At 62.1% G+C, this 14,990-nt stretch carries 17 protein-coding genes and 1 pseudogene; 15 read left to right on the top strand and 3 right to left on the bottom strand.

The window, feature by feature from the left end:
• The first annotated feature begins 161 nt into the window (after nucleotides 1-161).
• The 7 genes from D0N36_RS17230 to D0N36_RS17205 all read left to right on the top strand — a co-directional run bounded on the left by D0N36_RS17230 (nucleotide 162) and on the right by D0N36_RS17205 (nucleotide 6,165).
• Complete coding sequence (locus tag D0N36_RS17230; RefSeq protein WP_242478981.1) at nucleotides 162-1,067, top strand: DUF5694 domain-containing protein; 906 nt, start codon at nucleotides 162-164, stop codon at nucleotides 1,065-1,067.
• Between the two features lie 133 nt (nucleotides 1,068-1,200).
• Nucleotides 1,201-1,902, top strand: a complete 702-nt coding sequence (locus D0N36_RS17225) for a head GIN domain-containing protein (protein WP_190242741.1) — start codon at nucleotides 1,201-1,203, stop codon at nucleotides 1,900-1,902.
• A gap of 155 nt (nucleotides 1,903-2,057) precedes the next feature.
• Nucleotides 2,058-3,437 (top strand): sigma-54-dependent transcriptional regulator, encoded by a 1,380-nt coding sequence (locus D0N36_RS17220; protein WP_116943060.1) that lies wholly within the window; start codon nucleotides 2,058-2,060, stop codon nucleotides 3,435-3,437.
• Between the two features lie 228 nt (nucleotides 3,438-3,665).
• Entirely contained in the window at nucleotides 3,666-4,964 is a 1,299-nt protein-coding gene (locus tag D0N36_RS17215; protein ID WP_116943065.1) for a sensor histidine kinase, read from the top strand.
• A gap of 80 nt (nucleotides 4,965-5,044) precedes the next feature.
• Nucleotides 5,045-5,383, top strand: a complete 339-nt coding sequence (locus tag D0N36_RS17210; RefSeq protein ID WP_116943059.1) for a thioredoxin family protein — start codon at nucleotides 5,045-5,047, stop codon at nucleotides 5,381-5,383.
• A 24-nt stretch (nucleotides 5,384-5,407) separates the two neighbouring features.
• Nucleotides 5,408-5,938, top strand: a complete 531-nt coding sequence (locus tag D0N36_RS19810; protein WP_242478980.1) for a hypothetical protein — start codon at nucleotides 5,408-5,410, stop codon at nucleotides 5,936-5,938.
• The gene (locus tag D0N36_RS17205; RefSeq protein WP_317191499.1) at nucleotides 5,821-6,165 is read left to right on the top strand and encodes a YdcF family protein; all 345 of its coding nucleotides are present in this window, start codon (nucleotides 5,821-5,823) and stop codon (nucleotides 6,163-6,165) included. The genes D0N36_RS19810 and D0N36_RS17205 overlap by 118 nt, the downstream gene beginning before the upstream one ends.
• Before the next feature lie 156 nt (nucleotides 6,166-6,321).
• Here D0N36_RS17205 and D0N36_RS17200 read toward each other — a convergent pair.
• Nucleotides 6,322-7,247, bottom strand: a pseudogene (locus D0N36_RS17200) (aldehyde dehydrogenase family protein).
• Complete coding sequence (locus tag D0N36_RS20170; protein ID WP_317191498.1) at nucleotides 7,142-7,720, bottom strand: aldehyde dehydrogenase family protein; 579 nt, start codon at nucleotides 7,718-7,720, stop codon at nucleotides 7,142-7,144. Before D0N36_RS20170 ends, D0N36_RS17200 begins: the two are co-directional and overlap by 106 nt.
• A gap of 324 nt (nucleotides 7,721-8,044) precedes the next feature.
• On the opposite strand from D0N36_RS20170, the gene D0N36_RS17195 reads away from it, so the two are divergent.
• The 8 genes from D0N36_RS17195 to D0N36_RS17160 all read left to right on the top strand — a co-directional run bounded on the left by D0N36_RS17195 (nucleotide 8,045) and on the right by D0N36_RS17160 (nucleotide 13,633).
• Nucleotides 8,045-8,605, top strand: a complete 561-nt coding sequence (locus D0N36_RS17195; RefSeq protein ID WP_317191497.1) for an RNA polymerase sigma factor — start codon at nucleotides 8,045-8,047, stop codon at nucleotides 8,603-8,605.
• On the top strand, nucleotides 8,605-9,525 hold the full coding sequence (locus D0N36_RS17190; protein ID WP_116943056.1) for an anti-sigma factor: 921 nt from the start codon (nucleotides 8,605-8,607) through the stop codon (nucleotides 9,523-9,525). The genes D0N36_RS17195 and D0N36_RS17190 overlap by 1 nt, the downstream gene beginning before the upstream one ends.
• A 140-nt stretch (nucleotides 9,526-9,665) precedes the next feature.
• Nucleotides 9,666-10,211, top strand: coding sequence for a heme NO-binding domain-containing protein (locus D0N36_RS17185; protein ID WP_190242740.1), 546 nt, complete (start codon nucleotides 9,666-9,668; stop codon nucleotides 10,209-10,211).
• A gap of 94 nt (nucleotides 10,212-10,305) precedes the next feature.
• Entirely contained in the window at nucleotides 10,306-10,641 is a 336-nt protein-coding gene (locus D0N36_RS17180) for an arsenosugar biosynthesis-associated peroxidase-like protein (protein WP_116943054.1), read from the top strand.
• A gap of 52 nt (nucleotides 10,642-10,693) precedes the next feature.
• Nucleotides 10,694-11,110 (top strand): GxxExxY protein, encoded by a 417-nt coding sequence (locus D0N36_RS17175; protein ID WP_317191496.1) that lies wholly within the window; start codon nucleotides 10,694-10,696, stop codon nucleotides 11,108-11,110.
• Between the two features lie 58 nt (nucleotides 11,111-11,168).
• The gene (gene arsS, locus D0N36_RS17170) at nucleotides 11,169-12,218 is read left to right on the top strand and encodes an arsenosugar biosynthesis radical SAM (seleno)protein ArsS (RefSeq protein ID WP_116943064.1); all 1,050 of its coding nucleotides are present in this window, start codon (nucleotides 11,169-11,171) and stop codon (nucleotides 12,216-12,218) included.
• 101 nt (nucleotides 12,219-12,319) lie between these two features.
• The gene (locus D0N36_RS17165; RefSeq protein ID WP_190242739.1) at nucleotides 12,320-12,910 is read left to right on the top strand and encodes a rhodanese-like domain-containing protein; all 591 of its coding nucleotides are present in this window, start codon (nucleotides 12,320-12,322) and stop codon (nucleotides 12,908-12,910) included.
• A 99-nt stretch (nucleotides 12,911-13,009) separates the two neighbouring features.
• Nucleotides 13,010-13,633, top strand: coding sequence for a TIGR04282 family arsenosugar biosynthesis glycosyltransferase (locus tag D0N36_RS17160; RefSeq protein ID WP_116943051.1), 624 nt, complete (start codon nucleotides 13,010-13,012; stop codon nucleotides 13,631-13,633).
• Here D0N36_RS17160 and D0N36_RS17155 read toward each other — a convergent pair.
• A complete protein-coding gene (locus D0N36_RS17155; protein WP_116943050.1) occupies nucleotides 13,630-14,976 on the bottom strand; it encodes a hypothetical protein in 1,347 nt (448 codons plus the stop codon). The genes D0N36_RS17160 and D0N36_RS17155 overlap by 4 nt on opposite strands.
• Between the last annotated feature and the right edge of the window lie 14 nt (nucleotides 14,977-14,990).

The raw sequence follows: 14,990 nt of genomic DNA, 5'->3' as shown, positions 1-14,990 counted from the left end.
CATCTCTACCGCTTCGGAGCGGTCGTTCAACGAAGCGGTAGAGATGCTTCGACAAGCTCAGCATGACGTTCTGTTGACTTTGTAAACAGCTTCAAGAGCTGTCTGAGTAAATGACGTCATCAATCCTTAAGTATCTGATGTTTTTGATGTATTGCAATTTCTTGCTCCGACTTTCATCAATTCTGCTCGCGCTGAGCCTGCCGCTGGTAGGCGCGGCGCAAATCGCCCGGCCCGCCAAGATTCAGGTCATGGTAGTTGGTTCCGACCACCTCCAGCAGCTCTACAATAAGCAGCCCCAGTCCGATGTTTTTAGCCCTAAAAAGCAGGCGGAGCTGACCAAGGTGCGGGCGCAGTTGGCAAAGTTTCGCCCCGACGTTATTCTGGTAGAAGCTGAACCCAAAGAGCAGCCACAGATAGATAGCCTGTACGCCCTGTATCAGAAAGGTGCCCTACAGCTGGAGAACCTGCCGTTTGGGCGTAGTGAGCGGTACCAGATAGGTTTCGCGCTGGCCCGGCAACTCGGGTTGCCCAGCCCCAAGGGAGTGGACTATTACGCCGCCACGTCGCAAAGTCTGCTGAGTAGCGGCACCAACATCGAAGCTTTTACGCAGGACCTCCGGCGGGTACAGACAGTTGCCCGGCCACTGAAGGCTTTGGTGCAGAAGGATAGCCTTTCGCTGAACGACTACCTGGCGCTGGTCAATCAGCCCGCCGTTATTGGCCTGCTGCACCGCATGCAGTTCAACACCCCGGCCCTGGTGATGAACGGCAGTTTCGCGGCGGGCGGTACCAACACGGCCGATTTAGGAAAGGTAGATACCGAATACATTGGGGCCCATTTTATCACCTTGTTCTACAACCGCAACCTCAAAATCTATTCGAACATTCTGCGGGCGCAGCAGCAAACCCAGGCCCGGCGGGTAATGGCGCTGTTCGGCGTGGCCCATGTGGGGGTGCTGGAAGAACTCCTGGCTGTTAATCCGGCCTATGAGGTGGTACATGCCACGAAGTATCTTAAAACCAACAAAACGAAACTCCTGCGCCTGGAAAAAGAAGGCCGTAACTAGCGCCAGACCGCTTTCAACCTTCGCGCATCCCTCCGCGCACCGCTGCGAGAAAACAACACCTGAGCATTCAGGCAACCAAACCCTGGCGCCGCGCATCTGCCGCTGCATCTACCATCTTTTTCTCCCTTTTGCTATGAAAAACCTGACGACTCTCGCCCTGCTCTGGCTGCTGGCCTTGGTACCCGCCCTGGCCCAGTCGGCCGCCGAAACCCGCACCTTGGCACCCTTTACCGCCATCGAAGTCAGCAATGGCATCGAGCTGAACCTGACTACTGGCGCCCAGCGCGTGGAGGCCCGCGCCGAAACGGCCGCGCTGCTGGCCCGCCTCAAAACCGAAGTCCGCAACGGCGTGCTCGTGGTGTCCTTCGAGCGGGAGAAGGATGAGCAGTTCGGTCGCAAGAACCAAATCCGCAACCTGCGGGTAGAGGTGGCGGCCCCCGTCATCAGCAAGCTCGGCGGCAGTAGCGGCGCTCAGCTGACCGTGCCCGGCCCTTACGCCACCGACAAGCTGGCCGTCGACCTCTCCTCGGGTGCGTCGCTGGTGGCCGATTTCCGGGCCGCCACGCTCGATTTTGACCTGAGCAGCGGGGCCACCACTACGCTCACCGGGAAAGTGAAACAGCTGAAAGTGGACGTATCAAGCGGAGCCGTCTTTAAGGGCCGCACTCTGGAGGCGGCCGCCTGCGAGGCTGATGCCAGCAGCGGCGGCACCATTGCCGTGAACGTGCAGGAAAGCCTTGTGGCCAACGCCAGCAGCGGCGGCGGCGTCAGCTACAGCGGTTCGGCTAAAGTAAGCAAGCGCACCAGCAGCGGCGGCAGCGTCCGAAACCGGTAAGCTGTAGTATAGAGTACCCCGTTTCAAGGACCGTCATGCTGAGCGGAGCCGAAGCATATCTACCGCTTCGTTGGATTACCATTGCAACAAAGCGGTAGAGATGCTTCGCTCGCTCAGCATGACGGTCTTCGGAGTCGTTTTCCTCTTCCCCAAACATGATTTTACTCGTTGACGACGACGTGGCCGTCCGCACTTCGCTGGGCTTGCTGCTGAAGCAGGCCGGCTACCCGGCTCAGGCCGTGCCCGGCGCGGCCGAGGCCCTGGCCGCCGCCGAAGCCACGCCGCCCCGGCTAGTGCTGCTGGACATGAACTTCGCGCTCGAAACCAGCGGGGCCGATGGGCTGCGGCTGCTGGCCGAATTCAAGCAAAAGTGGCCCGCGCTGCCCGTTGTGCTGCTGACCGGCTGGGGCAGCATCGCGCTGGCCGTGGAGGGCATGAAGGCCGGGGCCGCCGAGTTCCTGACCAAGCCCTGGAGCAACGAGCACCTGCTGAGCACCATAGCCACCGTGCTGGCCCTGCACGCGCCCGAGCCCGTGGCCGGCCCCGCCCTCACCCGCCGCCAGCTCGACGCCCGCTACGATTTCCAGCAGATTGTGGGGCAGGATGCGGGCCTGCTGCACGTGCTGCGGCAGGTGGGCCAGGTAGCGGCCACCGATGCGGCCGTGCTCATCGAGGGCGAATCGGGCACGGGCAAGGAGCTGATTGCCGAGGCCCTGCACCGCAACAGTCCGCGCCGCCGCCAGCCGTTTGTGAAGGTGAACCTGGGCGGCATTTCGGCCTCGCTATTCGAGAGTGAGCTGTTCGGCCACCGCCGCGGGGCTTTCACGGATGCCAAAACCGACCGCGTGGGCCGCTTCGAGCTGGCCCAAGGCGGCACCATTTTTCTGGATGAAATCGGCGAGCTGGACCTGTCATCGCAGGTGAAGCTGCTGCGCGTGCTCCAGGACCGCACCTACGAGGTGCTTGGCGACAGTAAGCCTCGCCGCCTCGATATCCGGGTGGTGTGCGCCACCAACCGCCGGCTGGCCGAGGAGGTGCGGGCCGGCCGCTTCCGCGAAGACCTGTTCTACCGCATCAACCTGATAACCGTGCGCCTGCCCGCCCTGCGCGAGCGGCCCCAGGATATCGGCCTGCTGGTGCGCCATTTCGTAGAGCAGCTGCGCGCCACCTACCAGCGGCCGGCGCTGCAGGTGGGCACCCGCGCCTTGCACTGGCTGCAGGAGCAGCCGCTGCCCGGTAACATCCGCGAACTGAAAAACGTGGTGGAGCGCGCCGTGCTGGTGTCGGGCCACGACGAGCTGGCCCCCGAGGATTTCCAGGCCCAGGCGTCCGTAATGCCAGTTGGCCCCGCAACCAGCAACGAGCTGCCCGCTCCCGGAACCATCACCCTCGACGAGCTGGAGGAGCAGATGATTCGGCGCACGCTGGCGCACTACGAAGGCAACCTGAGCCGCGTGGCCCGCGCCCTGGGCCTGAGCCGCGGGGCGCTGTACCGCCGGCTGGAGAAGTACGGGATTGAGGTGGTGGGGACTTGAGGCATTTGAATATAGAAGAACGTCATGCTGAGCGAAGCCGGAGGGGTAGTCGAAGCATCTCTACCGCAATGGTAAACTCGACAACAGGATTAGTATTGCAGTAGAGATGCTTCGACTTCACTCCAGACGCTGGCTCTATGCGCCACGTGCTCAGCATGACGTTCTTTGGCGCTGTGCTGCCTGCCCCCGAACGTCAAACTCACCATCTCACTATTTCACCAGCTCACCGTGTCGCTGCGCGTCAAATTCCTGCTGTTCGTAGTCCTGATTCACGCGGTGCTGATTGTGCTGGCGGCTCAGTTCATGCGCACCAACGCGCCACTGTTTGTGGCGCTGGAAGTGCTGCTGCTAATCAGCATAGTGCTCACGGTGCAGCTGTACCGGGGCTTCGTGCGGCCGTTCGAGCTGATTGCGGCGGGCACGGCGGCTATGCAGGCCCAGGATTTCTCGCTCAAGTTTGTGCCCGTGGGCCAGCGCGAGATGGACCAGCTCATCGGCGTGTACAACCAGATGCTCGACGCGCTGCGCCGCGAGCGAGTCAGCCAGCACGAGAAAAGCCATCTGCTCGAAAGCCTCATTCAGGCCTCGCCGGCGGGGGTGCTGCTGCTCTCGTTTGAGGGGGAAATGGTGGGCGTAAACCCGGCCGCCGAACGGCTGCTGGGCCGGCCCGCCGCCGAGCTGCTGGGTCGCCGCCCCGCCGCGCTGCCCGGCGAGTGGGGCGCGGCCCTGGGCCGGCTGCGCGAAACCGAGCCCCAGGTGGTGCGCCTCTCGGGTCTGCACACCTACCGGGCCAGCTGCTCGCACTTCCTCGACCGGGGCTTTTCGCGCCAGTTCATCGTGCTCGAAGAGTTAACCCGCGAGCTGATGCAGCAGGAAAAGCAGGCCTACGAGCAGCTCATCCGCATGATGTCGCACGAGGTCAACAATTCCATCGGCGCCATCAACTCGCTGCTGCACAGCTTCCACCATTACGCGCCCCAGCTCACGGCCGCCGACCAGCCCGATTTCCGCGAGGCCCTCGATGTCTCCATTCAGCGCAACACCAACCTGGTCGAGTTTACGGCCGGTTTTGCCCACCTCGTGCGCCTGCCGCCCCCGCGCCCCCAACCCACCGATGTGCACGAGCTGCTGCGCCACTTGGCGCGTCTGCTGCACCTGCCCGCCCAGGCCCGTCACATCCGCTGGCACACGGCCCTGGCCGAGGGGCCGCTGCTCATTAACCTCGATGCCCAGCAGCTGGAACAGGTGCTGCTCAACATCGGCAAAAATGCCCTCGAAGCCAGCCCCGAAAACGGCAACGTGTGGGTGAGTACCCAGCTGCAGCCGCCCCGGCTCGTCATCGAAAACGATGGCCCCGGCCTGCGCCCCGAAGTGCAGCGCCGCCTGTTCACACCCTTTTTCAGCACCAAGCGCGATGGCCAGGGCATCGGCCTGCTGCTCACCCGCGATATTCTGCTCCAGCACGGCTTCCGCTTCAGCCTGGAAACGCAGGAGAATGGCCGGACGGCGTTTACGGTGTGGTTTTGAGGGAGTGGGTGAGGAGGTAGGGAGGTGAAAAGGTGAATGACGTTCACCTTTTCACGCCATTGCCCTGTTACCTTTACCGAATGAAAGTTATTGATACCAACGACGAGGGCCTGCGCACGCTTATTCACGACTATCCACGGGTGCTGGCCATATTCACAGCCGACAACTGCCCCGTCTGCGACCTGCTGGCCCCGCCGTTTATCAAGTTTGCGCTCGAAGAGGAGTACCAGAATACGTTGTTTTTGCGCCTCGATGTGAGTGAAAACCCGGTGGCCCGCAAGCTGATGGATACCCGCGTGGCGCCGTTTTTTGTGGCCTACTGCCGCGGCCGCCTCTCTGAGTGCGACACGCTTTTTACCGAGGACCAGATGAAGGCTATGCTGCAAAACCTGCAAAACTGCTCCGACACTCCTCAGTAGGGCGAAGTACACCTCTACTGCTGCATGTTTTTTCTGCTCTCCAAGCTTCTCGATTTTCTGCTTTCGCCGGCCCTCTGGATAGTGGGGCTACTACTGGTTGGCTTGCTGTGGCGGAAGCGGCAACTGCTGTGGGCGGCGGCGGCGGCGCTGCTATTCTTCACCAACCCGTTTCTGGCCAACGAAGCGCTGCTGGCCTGGGAGCGGCCGCCCGTTACGCTCCAACAGCTCGGCACCGGTTATGATGCCGGCATCCTGCTCACGGGCATCACCGACGTGCAAAAGTCGCCCCACGACCGGGTGTACCTGGGCGCCGGGGCCGACCGGCTGCTGCACACGCTCTGGCTCTACCGCGCCGGCCGCATCCGCCGCATCATCATCTCGGGCGGCTCGGGCGCGGCCTTCGATTCGGTAGCCCGCACCGAGGCCGCGACCTACGGATTCTGCTGCGCCTGGCCGGCGTACCCCGGCAGGATATTCTGCTGGAAACCCGCAGCCGTAACACTCACGAAAACGCCTTGTACACAAAGGAGTTGCTGGCGCAGCATCCCGAAATAAAGCGCACAGTGCTTATTACGTCGGCTTTCCACATGCGCCGCGCCGAAGGCTGCTTCGCCAAAGTTGGCCTGCAGCCGGCACTCTTCCCGGCTGGCTACTACTCCATCGACCGGCGCTACACGCCCGCCTCGCTGCTGCTGCCCGCCGAGGAGCCGCTGCGCCTTTGGGGCGTCCTGCTGCACGAAATGGCCGGCTACTTGGTGTATAAGCTGCTGGGGTATTCGTGAGTGCGCGTAGAACGTGTCATGCTGAGCGAAGCCGGAGGCGAAGTCGAAGCATCTCTACTGCAATGCTAACCCAACGACAGGGGGACTATTGCAGTAGAGATGCTTCGACTCCGCTCCGCTTCGCTCAGCATGACACGTTCTTTTTCATCCACTCACCTATTCCACCTTCTTGTTCTGGGCCTTTTCTTCCTCCTGGGCAATCCAGATGGTCTTCTGGTTGACGAATTCGCGGATGCCCAGGTGCGACAGTTCGCGGCCGTAGCCCGATTTCTTGATGCCGCCGAAAGGCATTTCGGGGGCCGACTTCACGAGGCTATTGACGAACACGGCCCCCGCCTGCACCCGGCGGGCCAACTGCTCGCCGCGCGCGCGTCGCGGGTCCAGATGGAGCCGCCCAGGCCGAAGCGCGAGTCGTTGGCCAGCCGGATGGCATCGTCGGCGTCCTGGGCTTCGAGCACCAGCGCCACGGGGCCGAAAAACTCCTCGGTGTAGGCGCGCTGGCCGGGCTGCACGTTGCTCAGGATGATGGGGGTGAACTGGGCGCTGCCGGCCTTGGGCTGCCCGCCGGCCAGCTCCATTTTTGCGCCCTGGTTCACCGAATCCTCGACTTGCTGGGTTAACTCGTCGGCTAGGTCGGGGCGGGCCAGGGGGCCGTAGTCGGTGCCTTCGGCCAGCGGGTCGCCGTAGCGCAGGGCCTGCAGGTGCTCTTTCAGCTGCGCGATGAACTCCTGGATAACCGGCTTTTCGACGATGAAGCGCTTGGCCGCGATGCAGCTCTGGCCAGCGTTTATCATGCGGGCTTGGGCGGCGGTTTTGGTAGCCAGCGGCAGGTCGGCGTCGGCCAGCACTATGAAGGCATCGGAGCCCCCCAGCTCGAGCACGGTTTTCTTGATGTGGTGGCCCGCGGTGGCGGCCACGGCCGCGCCGGCCGGCTCCGAGCCGGTCAGCGTCACGGCTACCACGCGGTCGTCGGCAATCAGTTTTTCCACCAAATCGGAGCCGATGAGCAGCGTGCGGAACGTGGCGGGCGGAAAGCCCGCGTCGTGAAAGATTTTTTCGAGGGCCAACGCGCACTGCGGCACGTTAGAGGCGTGCTTGAGCAGGCCCACGTTGCGGCCATCAGGGCCGGGGCGGCAAAGCGCACTACCTGCCAGAACGGGAAGTTCCAGGGCATGACGGCCAGCACCGCGCCCAGCGGCTCGTAGGCAATAAAGCTGCGCTGCGCTTCAGTTTCGATAAATTCATCAGCCAGAAATTCGGCGGCCCGGTCGGCGTAGAAGTCGCAGCACAGGGCGCATTTGTTGGCTTCGGCGCGGCCGTCGGCTAGGGGCTTGCCCATCTCCACGGCCATGAGACGGGCCAGCTCGTCGGCCCGCTCGCGTAGCAGCTCAGCGGCGCGGTGCATCAGTTGGGTACGGTGGGCGAAGTCGGTGGTGCGCCAAGTGGCAAAGGCGGCGTGCGCGTCGGCCAGAATGTGCTCGGTTTCGGCCCAGCTGAAGGCGTCGAACTTCCGCTCGGTGCGGCCGGTGTATGGATTTACAGATTCTATGGCCATGAAAGCAGAACAGTAGGAGGAAGGTAGTAAGGGCCGGCTGCTGCAAAAAGCACCAGTCGGCACGCAAGGAGTTAGGTTGGTTAAGGTGTTGGCTGATATAAAATTAGCGACGTATGTTACCCATGGGCCTGCGGCCGCAACGGCCCAGACGGCCCGAGAAATTCGTTGGCGGCCCAGGCGTACTGCCCTCAAAACAAATCTAACCTGTATCGGTATAGTGCTTTTTCAGCCTGCTGCCTGTTGAGGTAACGGTTTATACCGTACTTTCGCTTTATCCGCCAGATAGGCAGTGCTACGCCTTTCTATCTCCCTTAGTTGCTGCTTGTGTCTGCATCCTCCCCCGATACCGTTGCCCTAGAAACCGAACTGCTGCTCGTGCAACGCCTGCGCGACCGTGACGAAGGGGCCATGACCATCTTCTACGATAAATACGCGGCCGCCCTTTACGGCGTTATTCTGCGCATTGTCAAGAAAGAAGAAACCGCCGAAGACGTGCTGCAGGAGGCGATGGTAAAAATATGGCACTCTTTCTCCTCCTACGACACCGGCAAGGGCCGTTTGTTTACCTGGGTGATGAATGTGAGCCGGAATCTGGCCATCGATAAAATCCGCTCCAAGCAGTACCGCGTAGGTAGTCGCACGCAACCGCTGGAGGATAGCTCCGCGGCCATGCGTCTGGCCGCCGATACAACATTTCGGCCCGAACACATTGGCTTGCAGGAGATGACGAGGCAGCTGAACCCAGATCAGCGCCAGATTGTGGATCTGCTTTATTTCGGCGGATTTACGCAAAGCGAAGTGGCAGAAGAACTCAACCTGCCCCTGGGAACGGTGAAAACTCGTGCCCGGGCGGCCATCAAAGTACTTTCTAAATTAGTCCGGTAATGATGGACATGCAGCAATACATCGAATCGGGCATCCTCGAAGAATACGCCTTGGGCGTACTCAGCGCCGATGAACGCACCGAAGTTGAGCGTGTGGCCCAGCAGGAGCCGGCCGTAGCACGCGAGTTAGTGGCCATCGTCAGCGGCCTCGACGCCTACGCCGCGGCTCATGCCGTAGCCCCACCCGACGCCCTGCGCGAACGAACCCTGCAGGCCTGGGAAAACGCTATCCGCGAAACTGGTCCGGCCGTTGCACCATCGGCGCCGGTTACGGTGGCGGCGGTGGCAACGCCCGCGCCGCGTATGGCAGTAGCACCCGCCGAGCCGGTTACGGCCACTGCTATGCCCGCCTCCGATGGGGGCGCCGTAGTGCGGCAGATGCCCGCTGCCGCCAGTGCGGGGCGTACCCGTTGGCTGGTAGCGGCTTCTATTGCCCTGCTGTTGATTAGCGGGCTGGGTAACTACCTACTCTACAACCGGCTTCGGAAAACCGAAAGCTCGCTCGAACTGGCGCAGGCTGAGCAGTCGCGCTATGCCGCCACCCAGCAGGCGGCGCTGAATGAGCGCGACCAGCAGTTGGCTATTCTGCGCAACCAGGCTTTCCGGAGCGTGGAGCTGAAGGGCACACCCAAAGCGCCCGACGCGCTGGCCCGCGTGTACTACAATGCCACCACCAAGGCCGTGTATGTAGATGTGCGGAACCTGCCCGAGTTGCCCGAAGGCAAGCAGTATCAGCTGTGGGCCCTCGACAATGGCCAGCCCGTAGATGCCGGCATGCTCAACACGGCTACGGCCACCGGCGACAGCATCCAGCAGATGAAGAATATTGCCAGTGCCCAGGCCTTTGCCATGACGGTGGAAGACATCGGCGGCAAGCCCGCCCCCACCATGAGCACGCTTACGGTGATTGGTAATATCTAATTCGGCTTATATAAGCCGAACGAGAGAGTAAAAGAAAAAAGGCCGAAGCTGATTTTCGCAGTTTGTTTGTTACTTGTCAGTAAACAGACGCTGTGAAGCAGCTTCGGCCTTTTATTTTTCCCTCATTAAGTTGTTCTGCCTTGCACGGTACCATTTTCACACTGCTTAAGCGGTACGTTCAGACGCAGTACGACCATAGTGCCTGGGTGCGGCTGCTGGAGGCTGCGAACCTGTCGGCCGCCGATTTCGACCACAAAAGCGTGTACCCCGACGAGCATATGTATCGCCTCATCGGGGAGGCCGCTACCATGACCGGTCTTTCGGCTGACGAGCTACACGAAAAGTTCGGCGAGTATCTGGTGCCCGACCTGATGTACATGTACCAGAAGCTGCTCGACCCCAACTGGACGACGCTCGACATGCTGGAACACACCGAAAACACCATGCACCGGCAGGTGCGGGCCGAGCACGCCGAAAACAACCCGCCCGTGCTTAGTGTCACCCGCCTCTCACCCGACGAGCTGTTCATCGACTACGTTTCGGCGCGGCGCATGGCAGGGCTGGCCGTGGGTATAGTGCGCGGCTTAGCCAGCTACTACAACGAAGCCGACCGCATTGATGTAGAGCCAACGACCAGTGAAAACGGGGAGCATGTGCGCATTTGGGTGCGCCGCCGCGCTGCCTGAGGCTGCCCCCCCCGGCCGGTGGCTGAACCGTATGGTCAGGGGTTGTATCTTGAGAACCTTCTCCCATTGCTTACTTCTATTACTCGCCCTCCGCATGGACTCCACCTACTACAACCCCGCCGACCTGGCCAAATTCGGCAACATCACCGAGTGGCAGCCCGAAATGGGCAACAAGTTCTTCTCCTACTATGCCGAGGTGTTCAAGGAAGGCGCCCTGACTGAGCGCGAAAAAGCCCTGATTGCGCTGGCCGTGGCCCACGCCGTGCAATGCCCCTACTGCATCGATGCCTACACCACCGACTCGCTCCAAAAGGGCGCCGACGAAGCCCAGATGATGGAAGCCGTGCACGTAGCCGCCGCCATCAAAGGTGGCGCCGTTCTGGTTCATAGCGTACAGATGATGAACAAAGCCAAGGAGATGAGCATGTAAATCACTGATTTTCGCTGATTAATCGTGATTACACTGATTTTTATGTCCTGCATTGTATTCAGAATCTGATGTTCTAATGGTGGATGAGCGGTATGCGAATTCGGCGCTGACGGAAAAGATTATTGGCTGCGCTATGCGGGTGCATAGCGCGTTGGGCAATGGGTTTCCAGAGGTGATTTATCAGCGAAGCCTGGCCTTGGAGATGGGGCTGTCGGAGCTGGCCTTTCAGCGCGAGATAGAGCGCACGGTGTACTACCGAGATGAGGCAGTAGGAACGAGGCGAGTCGATTTTCTGGTGGAGGATGCGGTGCTGATTGAGTTGAAAGCCACTCATGAGCTTACCGAGTTGCACCACAATCAACTCATCAACTACCTCACCGCCTTCCGCCTCACCACCGGCCTGCTTATCAACTTCGGCGAGAAAAGCCTCCGCTATAAACGCTTCATCAAAACCCACCTCATCAGGTAACCAAGCATCAGAACATAAAGAAATCAGTGCAATCACGACTAATCAGCGAAAATCAGTGATAAAGTCCCTTCAGGCCCGCCACGCTCCACTTGCCGACACCAGCTATCAGCTGACCGTGCTTACCGAAGCGCAGGCAGCGGGGGCGCGGCTGCCGGCGTTTGGGCAGAAGCTGCGCGAAACCGGGCTGCTGCCGCTGCGGCCCACGGCGCTGCAAACCATGCAGATAAACGTGGGGCGCATGTGCAACCAGGTGTGTAAGCATTGCCATGTGGATGCCGGGCCCGACCGCAAGGAAATTATGACCCGCCAAACCATGCAGGAGTGCCTGGACGCGCTGGCCCAAACCGATATTACGCTGGTGGACCTGACGGGCGGCGCCCCCGAGATGAATCCTGATTTCCGCTGGCTGGTGGAGCAGATTTCGGCTTTGGGCCGCCGCACCATTGTGCGCTGCAACCTCACCATCATCGTGGCCAACAAGCAGTACTACGATCTGCCGGAGTTCTTCGCGCTCCATAAAGTACTCGTGGTGTCGTCGCTGCCTCACTTCTCGGCCGGCCGCACCGATGCGCAACGGGGCGAGGGCGTGTTTGAAAAGTCGATTCGGGCGCTGAAAATGCTGAACGCCGTGGGCTACGGGCAGCCCGAGTCGGGGCTGACGCTGGATCTGGTGTACAACCCGTCGGGGGCGTTTCTGCCCGGCTCGCAGGCGGGGCTGGAGCGCGAGTTCAAGCAGCGGCTGGGGCGCGAGTTCGGCATCGTTTTCAACAGCCTGCTCACTATCACCAACCTGCCGGTGAGCCGGTTTCTGGACTACCTGCTCGAAAGTGGTAACTACGAAAAGTACATGCAGCAGCTCGTGGACGCCTACAACCCCACGGCGGCGGCCAATGTGATGTGCCGCAGTACCCTGAGCATCGGCTGGGACGGGCAACTCTACGACTGCGACTTCAACCAGCAGCTCGATTTACTGGTAGGCGGCGCGGCCCCCAAACACATCCGCGACTTCGATGAGGCCCGGCTGCAGGACCGTAACATCGTCATCAACCAGCACTGCTACGGCTGCACGGCCGGTGCCGGCTCCAGCTGCGGCGGAGCCACCACGTAGCGGCGGGGCGGGTGGCCGACGGGCGGCGGGCAATGAACTGTCCGGCCCCGGCCGTTTATTCTGCTACCGGCTATTGGCTGCCGACGACTCACCGGATATTTATGAAACGACTTGCCTTTCTGTTTGAAAACCCGCTCCGTGGCCGCCGGCTGCTGGCGCTTGGGCTGCTGGTGTTGCTGGCCGGCACCAGCGCCTGCGGCCAGCAAAGCCCCGCCACCCCAAACCGCACTATGACGGCTTACGACCGGATGCTGGGCCTGCTTTACAAGAATACCGTGCCCACGATTCAGCCCAAAGCCCTGGCCACGCTGCTGCGCGAGGAGCCGGTGAGCGGCCGCGGCAACGTGCTGCTGCTCGACACCCGCACCCCGGCCGAATACCAGGTCAGCCACCTGCGCGGGGCCCGCTTCGTGGATTTCGACAACTTCCGCAAGCTGGATTTGAAGGATGTGGCCCGCACCCGGCCGGTGGTGGTGTATTGCACCGTGGGCGCCCGCAGCGAGCAGGTGGGCAGCTGGTTGCGCGAGCAGGGCTTCCGCGACGTGCGCAACCTGTACGGCGGTATTTTCCAGTGGATGAACGACGGCCAGGCCGTTGTGAATGCCCAGGGCCCCACCACCGATGTGCATCCGTACTCGGTACTCTGGCGCCCTTGGCTGAAAACTGGCAACCCGGTGTACGAGGCGAAATAACAAAAGCAGGCGGGCTGAATAGTGAGTTTAACGCTCGTTCGCCTACATTTACGAACGAGCTGACGGTTCGCCAGACTTTTCAACTTAGCCTCTCGCTCCTTGCATTCGCTCATCATATTTGCCCGGCATCCCGAACTGGGTCGCGTGAAAACCCGGCTGGCGGCTGGCATCGGCAACGAAGCCGCCCTGGCAACCTACCGGGCGCTGCTGGCCCACACGCGGGCCGTAGTGGCCCCGTTGGCCGTGCACAAAACGGCTTGGCTGGTAGGCGACAACGCCCCGGCCGTTGCCGCCGATTGGGTTGGTTTCGAGCAGCGCCCTCAGCCAGCCGGCGACCTAGGCCAGAAGATGCAGGCTGCTTTTGCTTACGATTTTACCCGCCCCGTCGAGGCGGCCGTAATTATCGGCACCGACTGCCCGGGCCTGACGACAGGACACCTGACAGCTGCCTTCGCGGCCCTGCGTACGCACGATGTGGTGCTGGGGCCAGCCGCCGACGGCGGCTATTACCTGCTGGGCATGAAACGGCTGCACCCCCTGTTTTTTGCCGGTAAAGCCTGGAGTACGGCCTCCGTGCTGGCCGACACCCTGGCCGACGCCGCCCGGCTGGGTCTGCAAGTGCACCTGCTACCCGAATTGCAGGACCTCGACACCTTGGACGACCTGCGCGCCTGGCAGCAAAATCCGGCTTCGGCCACTGGCCCCAAGCTACCCCGCGGCTAAGCGCCCCGCGCTGGCCTAGGCTGCACCTCGGGGTACGGCCCACTGAGCCGACCCTGGCGGAGGTCGAGCAGGAGTACAGCCAGCACAACGGTGTACTCTAGGGCCACCAGCCACAGGTTTTCGGTGTAAGCCGTGGTGCGGTAGGCGGCGTACGACAGCACCGCAATGCCCGACCACACCAGCGCGTAACGAGCCCGCGTGAACACGCTCAGCAGCACCAACGGCGCGAGGTACCAGGGGTGCACGGTGGTAGCCAGCAGAAAGTACAGCGTGAGCAGCAGCAGCAATGCCCGCGGCAGCGTGGCCCAGGTAGGTCGCCGCTCGGTAGCAGCAAGCAGCAGTCCGCCCGCAGCCGTCAGCAGCGCCAGCGCGGGGCCAAGCAGGGCAATCTGGTTGTAGCCCGAAAGCCACTTTCCGGCAGCGCGGGTCAGGTAATAAATGCTGGCATTGAACTCGAAGCTGCGGAAGTACAGGTTGAGGCTACGGCCGATGTTCGCGACTAGTTCCATGCTCAGAAACGGTACAAATAGCGCCGCCAGTACTACCGCTAGCGCCAGCCCGAAGCGGAGCTGCTGTGGCCAGGCCAAGCGGCGCAGCAGCAGCGGCAGCACCAGCAGCGGCAGCAGCTTGGTGGCTACAGCCAGCGCCAGCGCCCCGCCGCCCGCCGCCGCCCGGCCCCGCGCCAGCAGCCACAGCATCAGTAGTACATAGCAGCCCACCAGCCCCTCAAAGTGCAGGTTGCCGGTTAGCTCCACAACAACCAGCGGGTTGAGCAGGTACCACAGCGCCCGCTCGGGAGGCTGCCCAAACCGCCGCAGCAGCGCCAGCAGCAGCCCGGCCGTGGCGGCTTCGGCCAGCAGCAGCAGTACCCGCAGCGCTACCACGAAGCCGCGCTCCGAAGCCGGAAACAACCAAGCCGCCAGCCCAAATGCGGCCTGGTCGACGGGCGGGTACACCGAGTAGTAGTGGGGCGAGTTGAGGCGGGGGTAGAGGACCTGTAGTTGCGTGTTTTCTGCTTTTCGTGATGCGTCGGGGCCGGCCAGTTCGTCGGGGCGGTAGCGGTAGGGGTTCTGGCCCTGGCTGAGCAGCAGACCGTCCCAGCGGAAGCGGTGGTAGTCGTCGGAGAGGGCAGGCAGGGCAGGCAGCCAGAGCAGGCGCAGCAGCAGCGCTGCCAGCAACCCTTGGCGCAGCGGCAGGCCCGTTTTCAGCAGCCACACGTACAGCCCGAACGCCAGTGCCAGCAGCCCCGCCAGCTGTCCGAACGCCGCACGGGGCACAGCGTAGGCCAGCAGCGCATAGGCAACGGCGCTAACCAGCAGGGCGGCGAGGTGGGCGGGTTTCATTTAGGGGCCAGGGA

The sequence above is a fragment of the Hymenobacter lapidiphilus genome (assembly GCF_003417065.2).
GTDB lineage: Bacteria > Bacteroidota > Bacteroidia > Cytophagales > Hymenobacteraceae > Hymenobacter.
The sequence above is the reverse complement of the archived record's forward strand: the minus strand, read 5'-3'. Positions and strand labels throughout refer to the sequence as shown.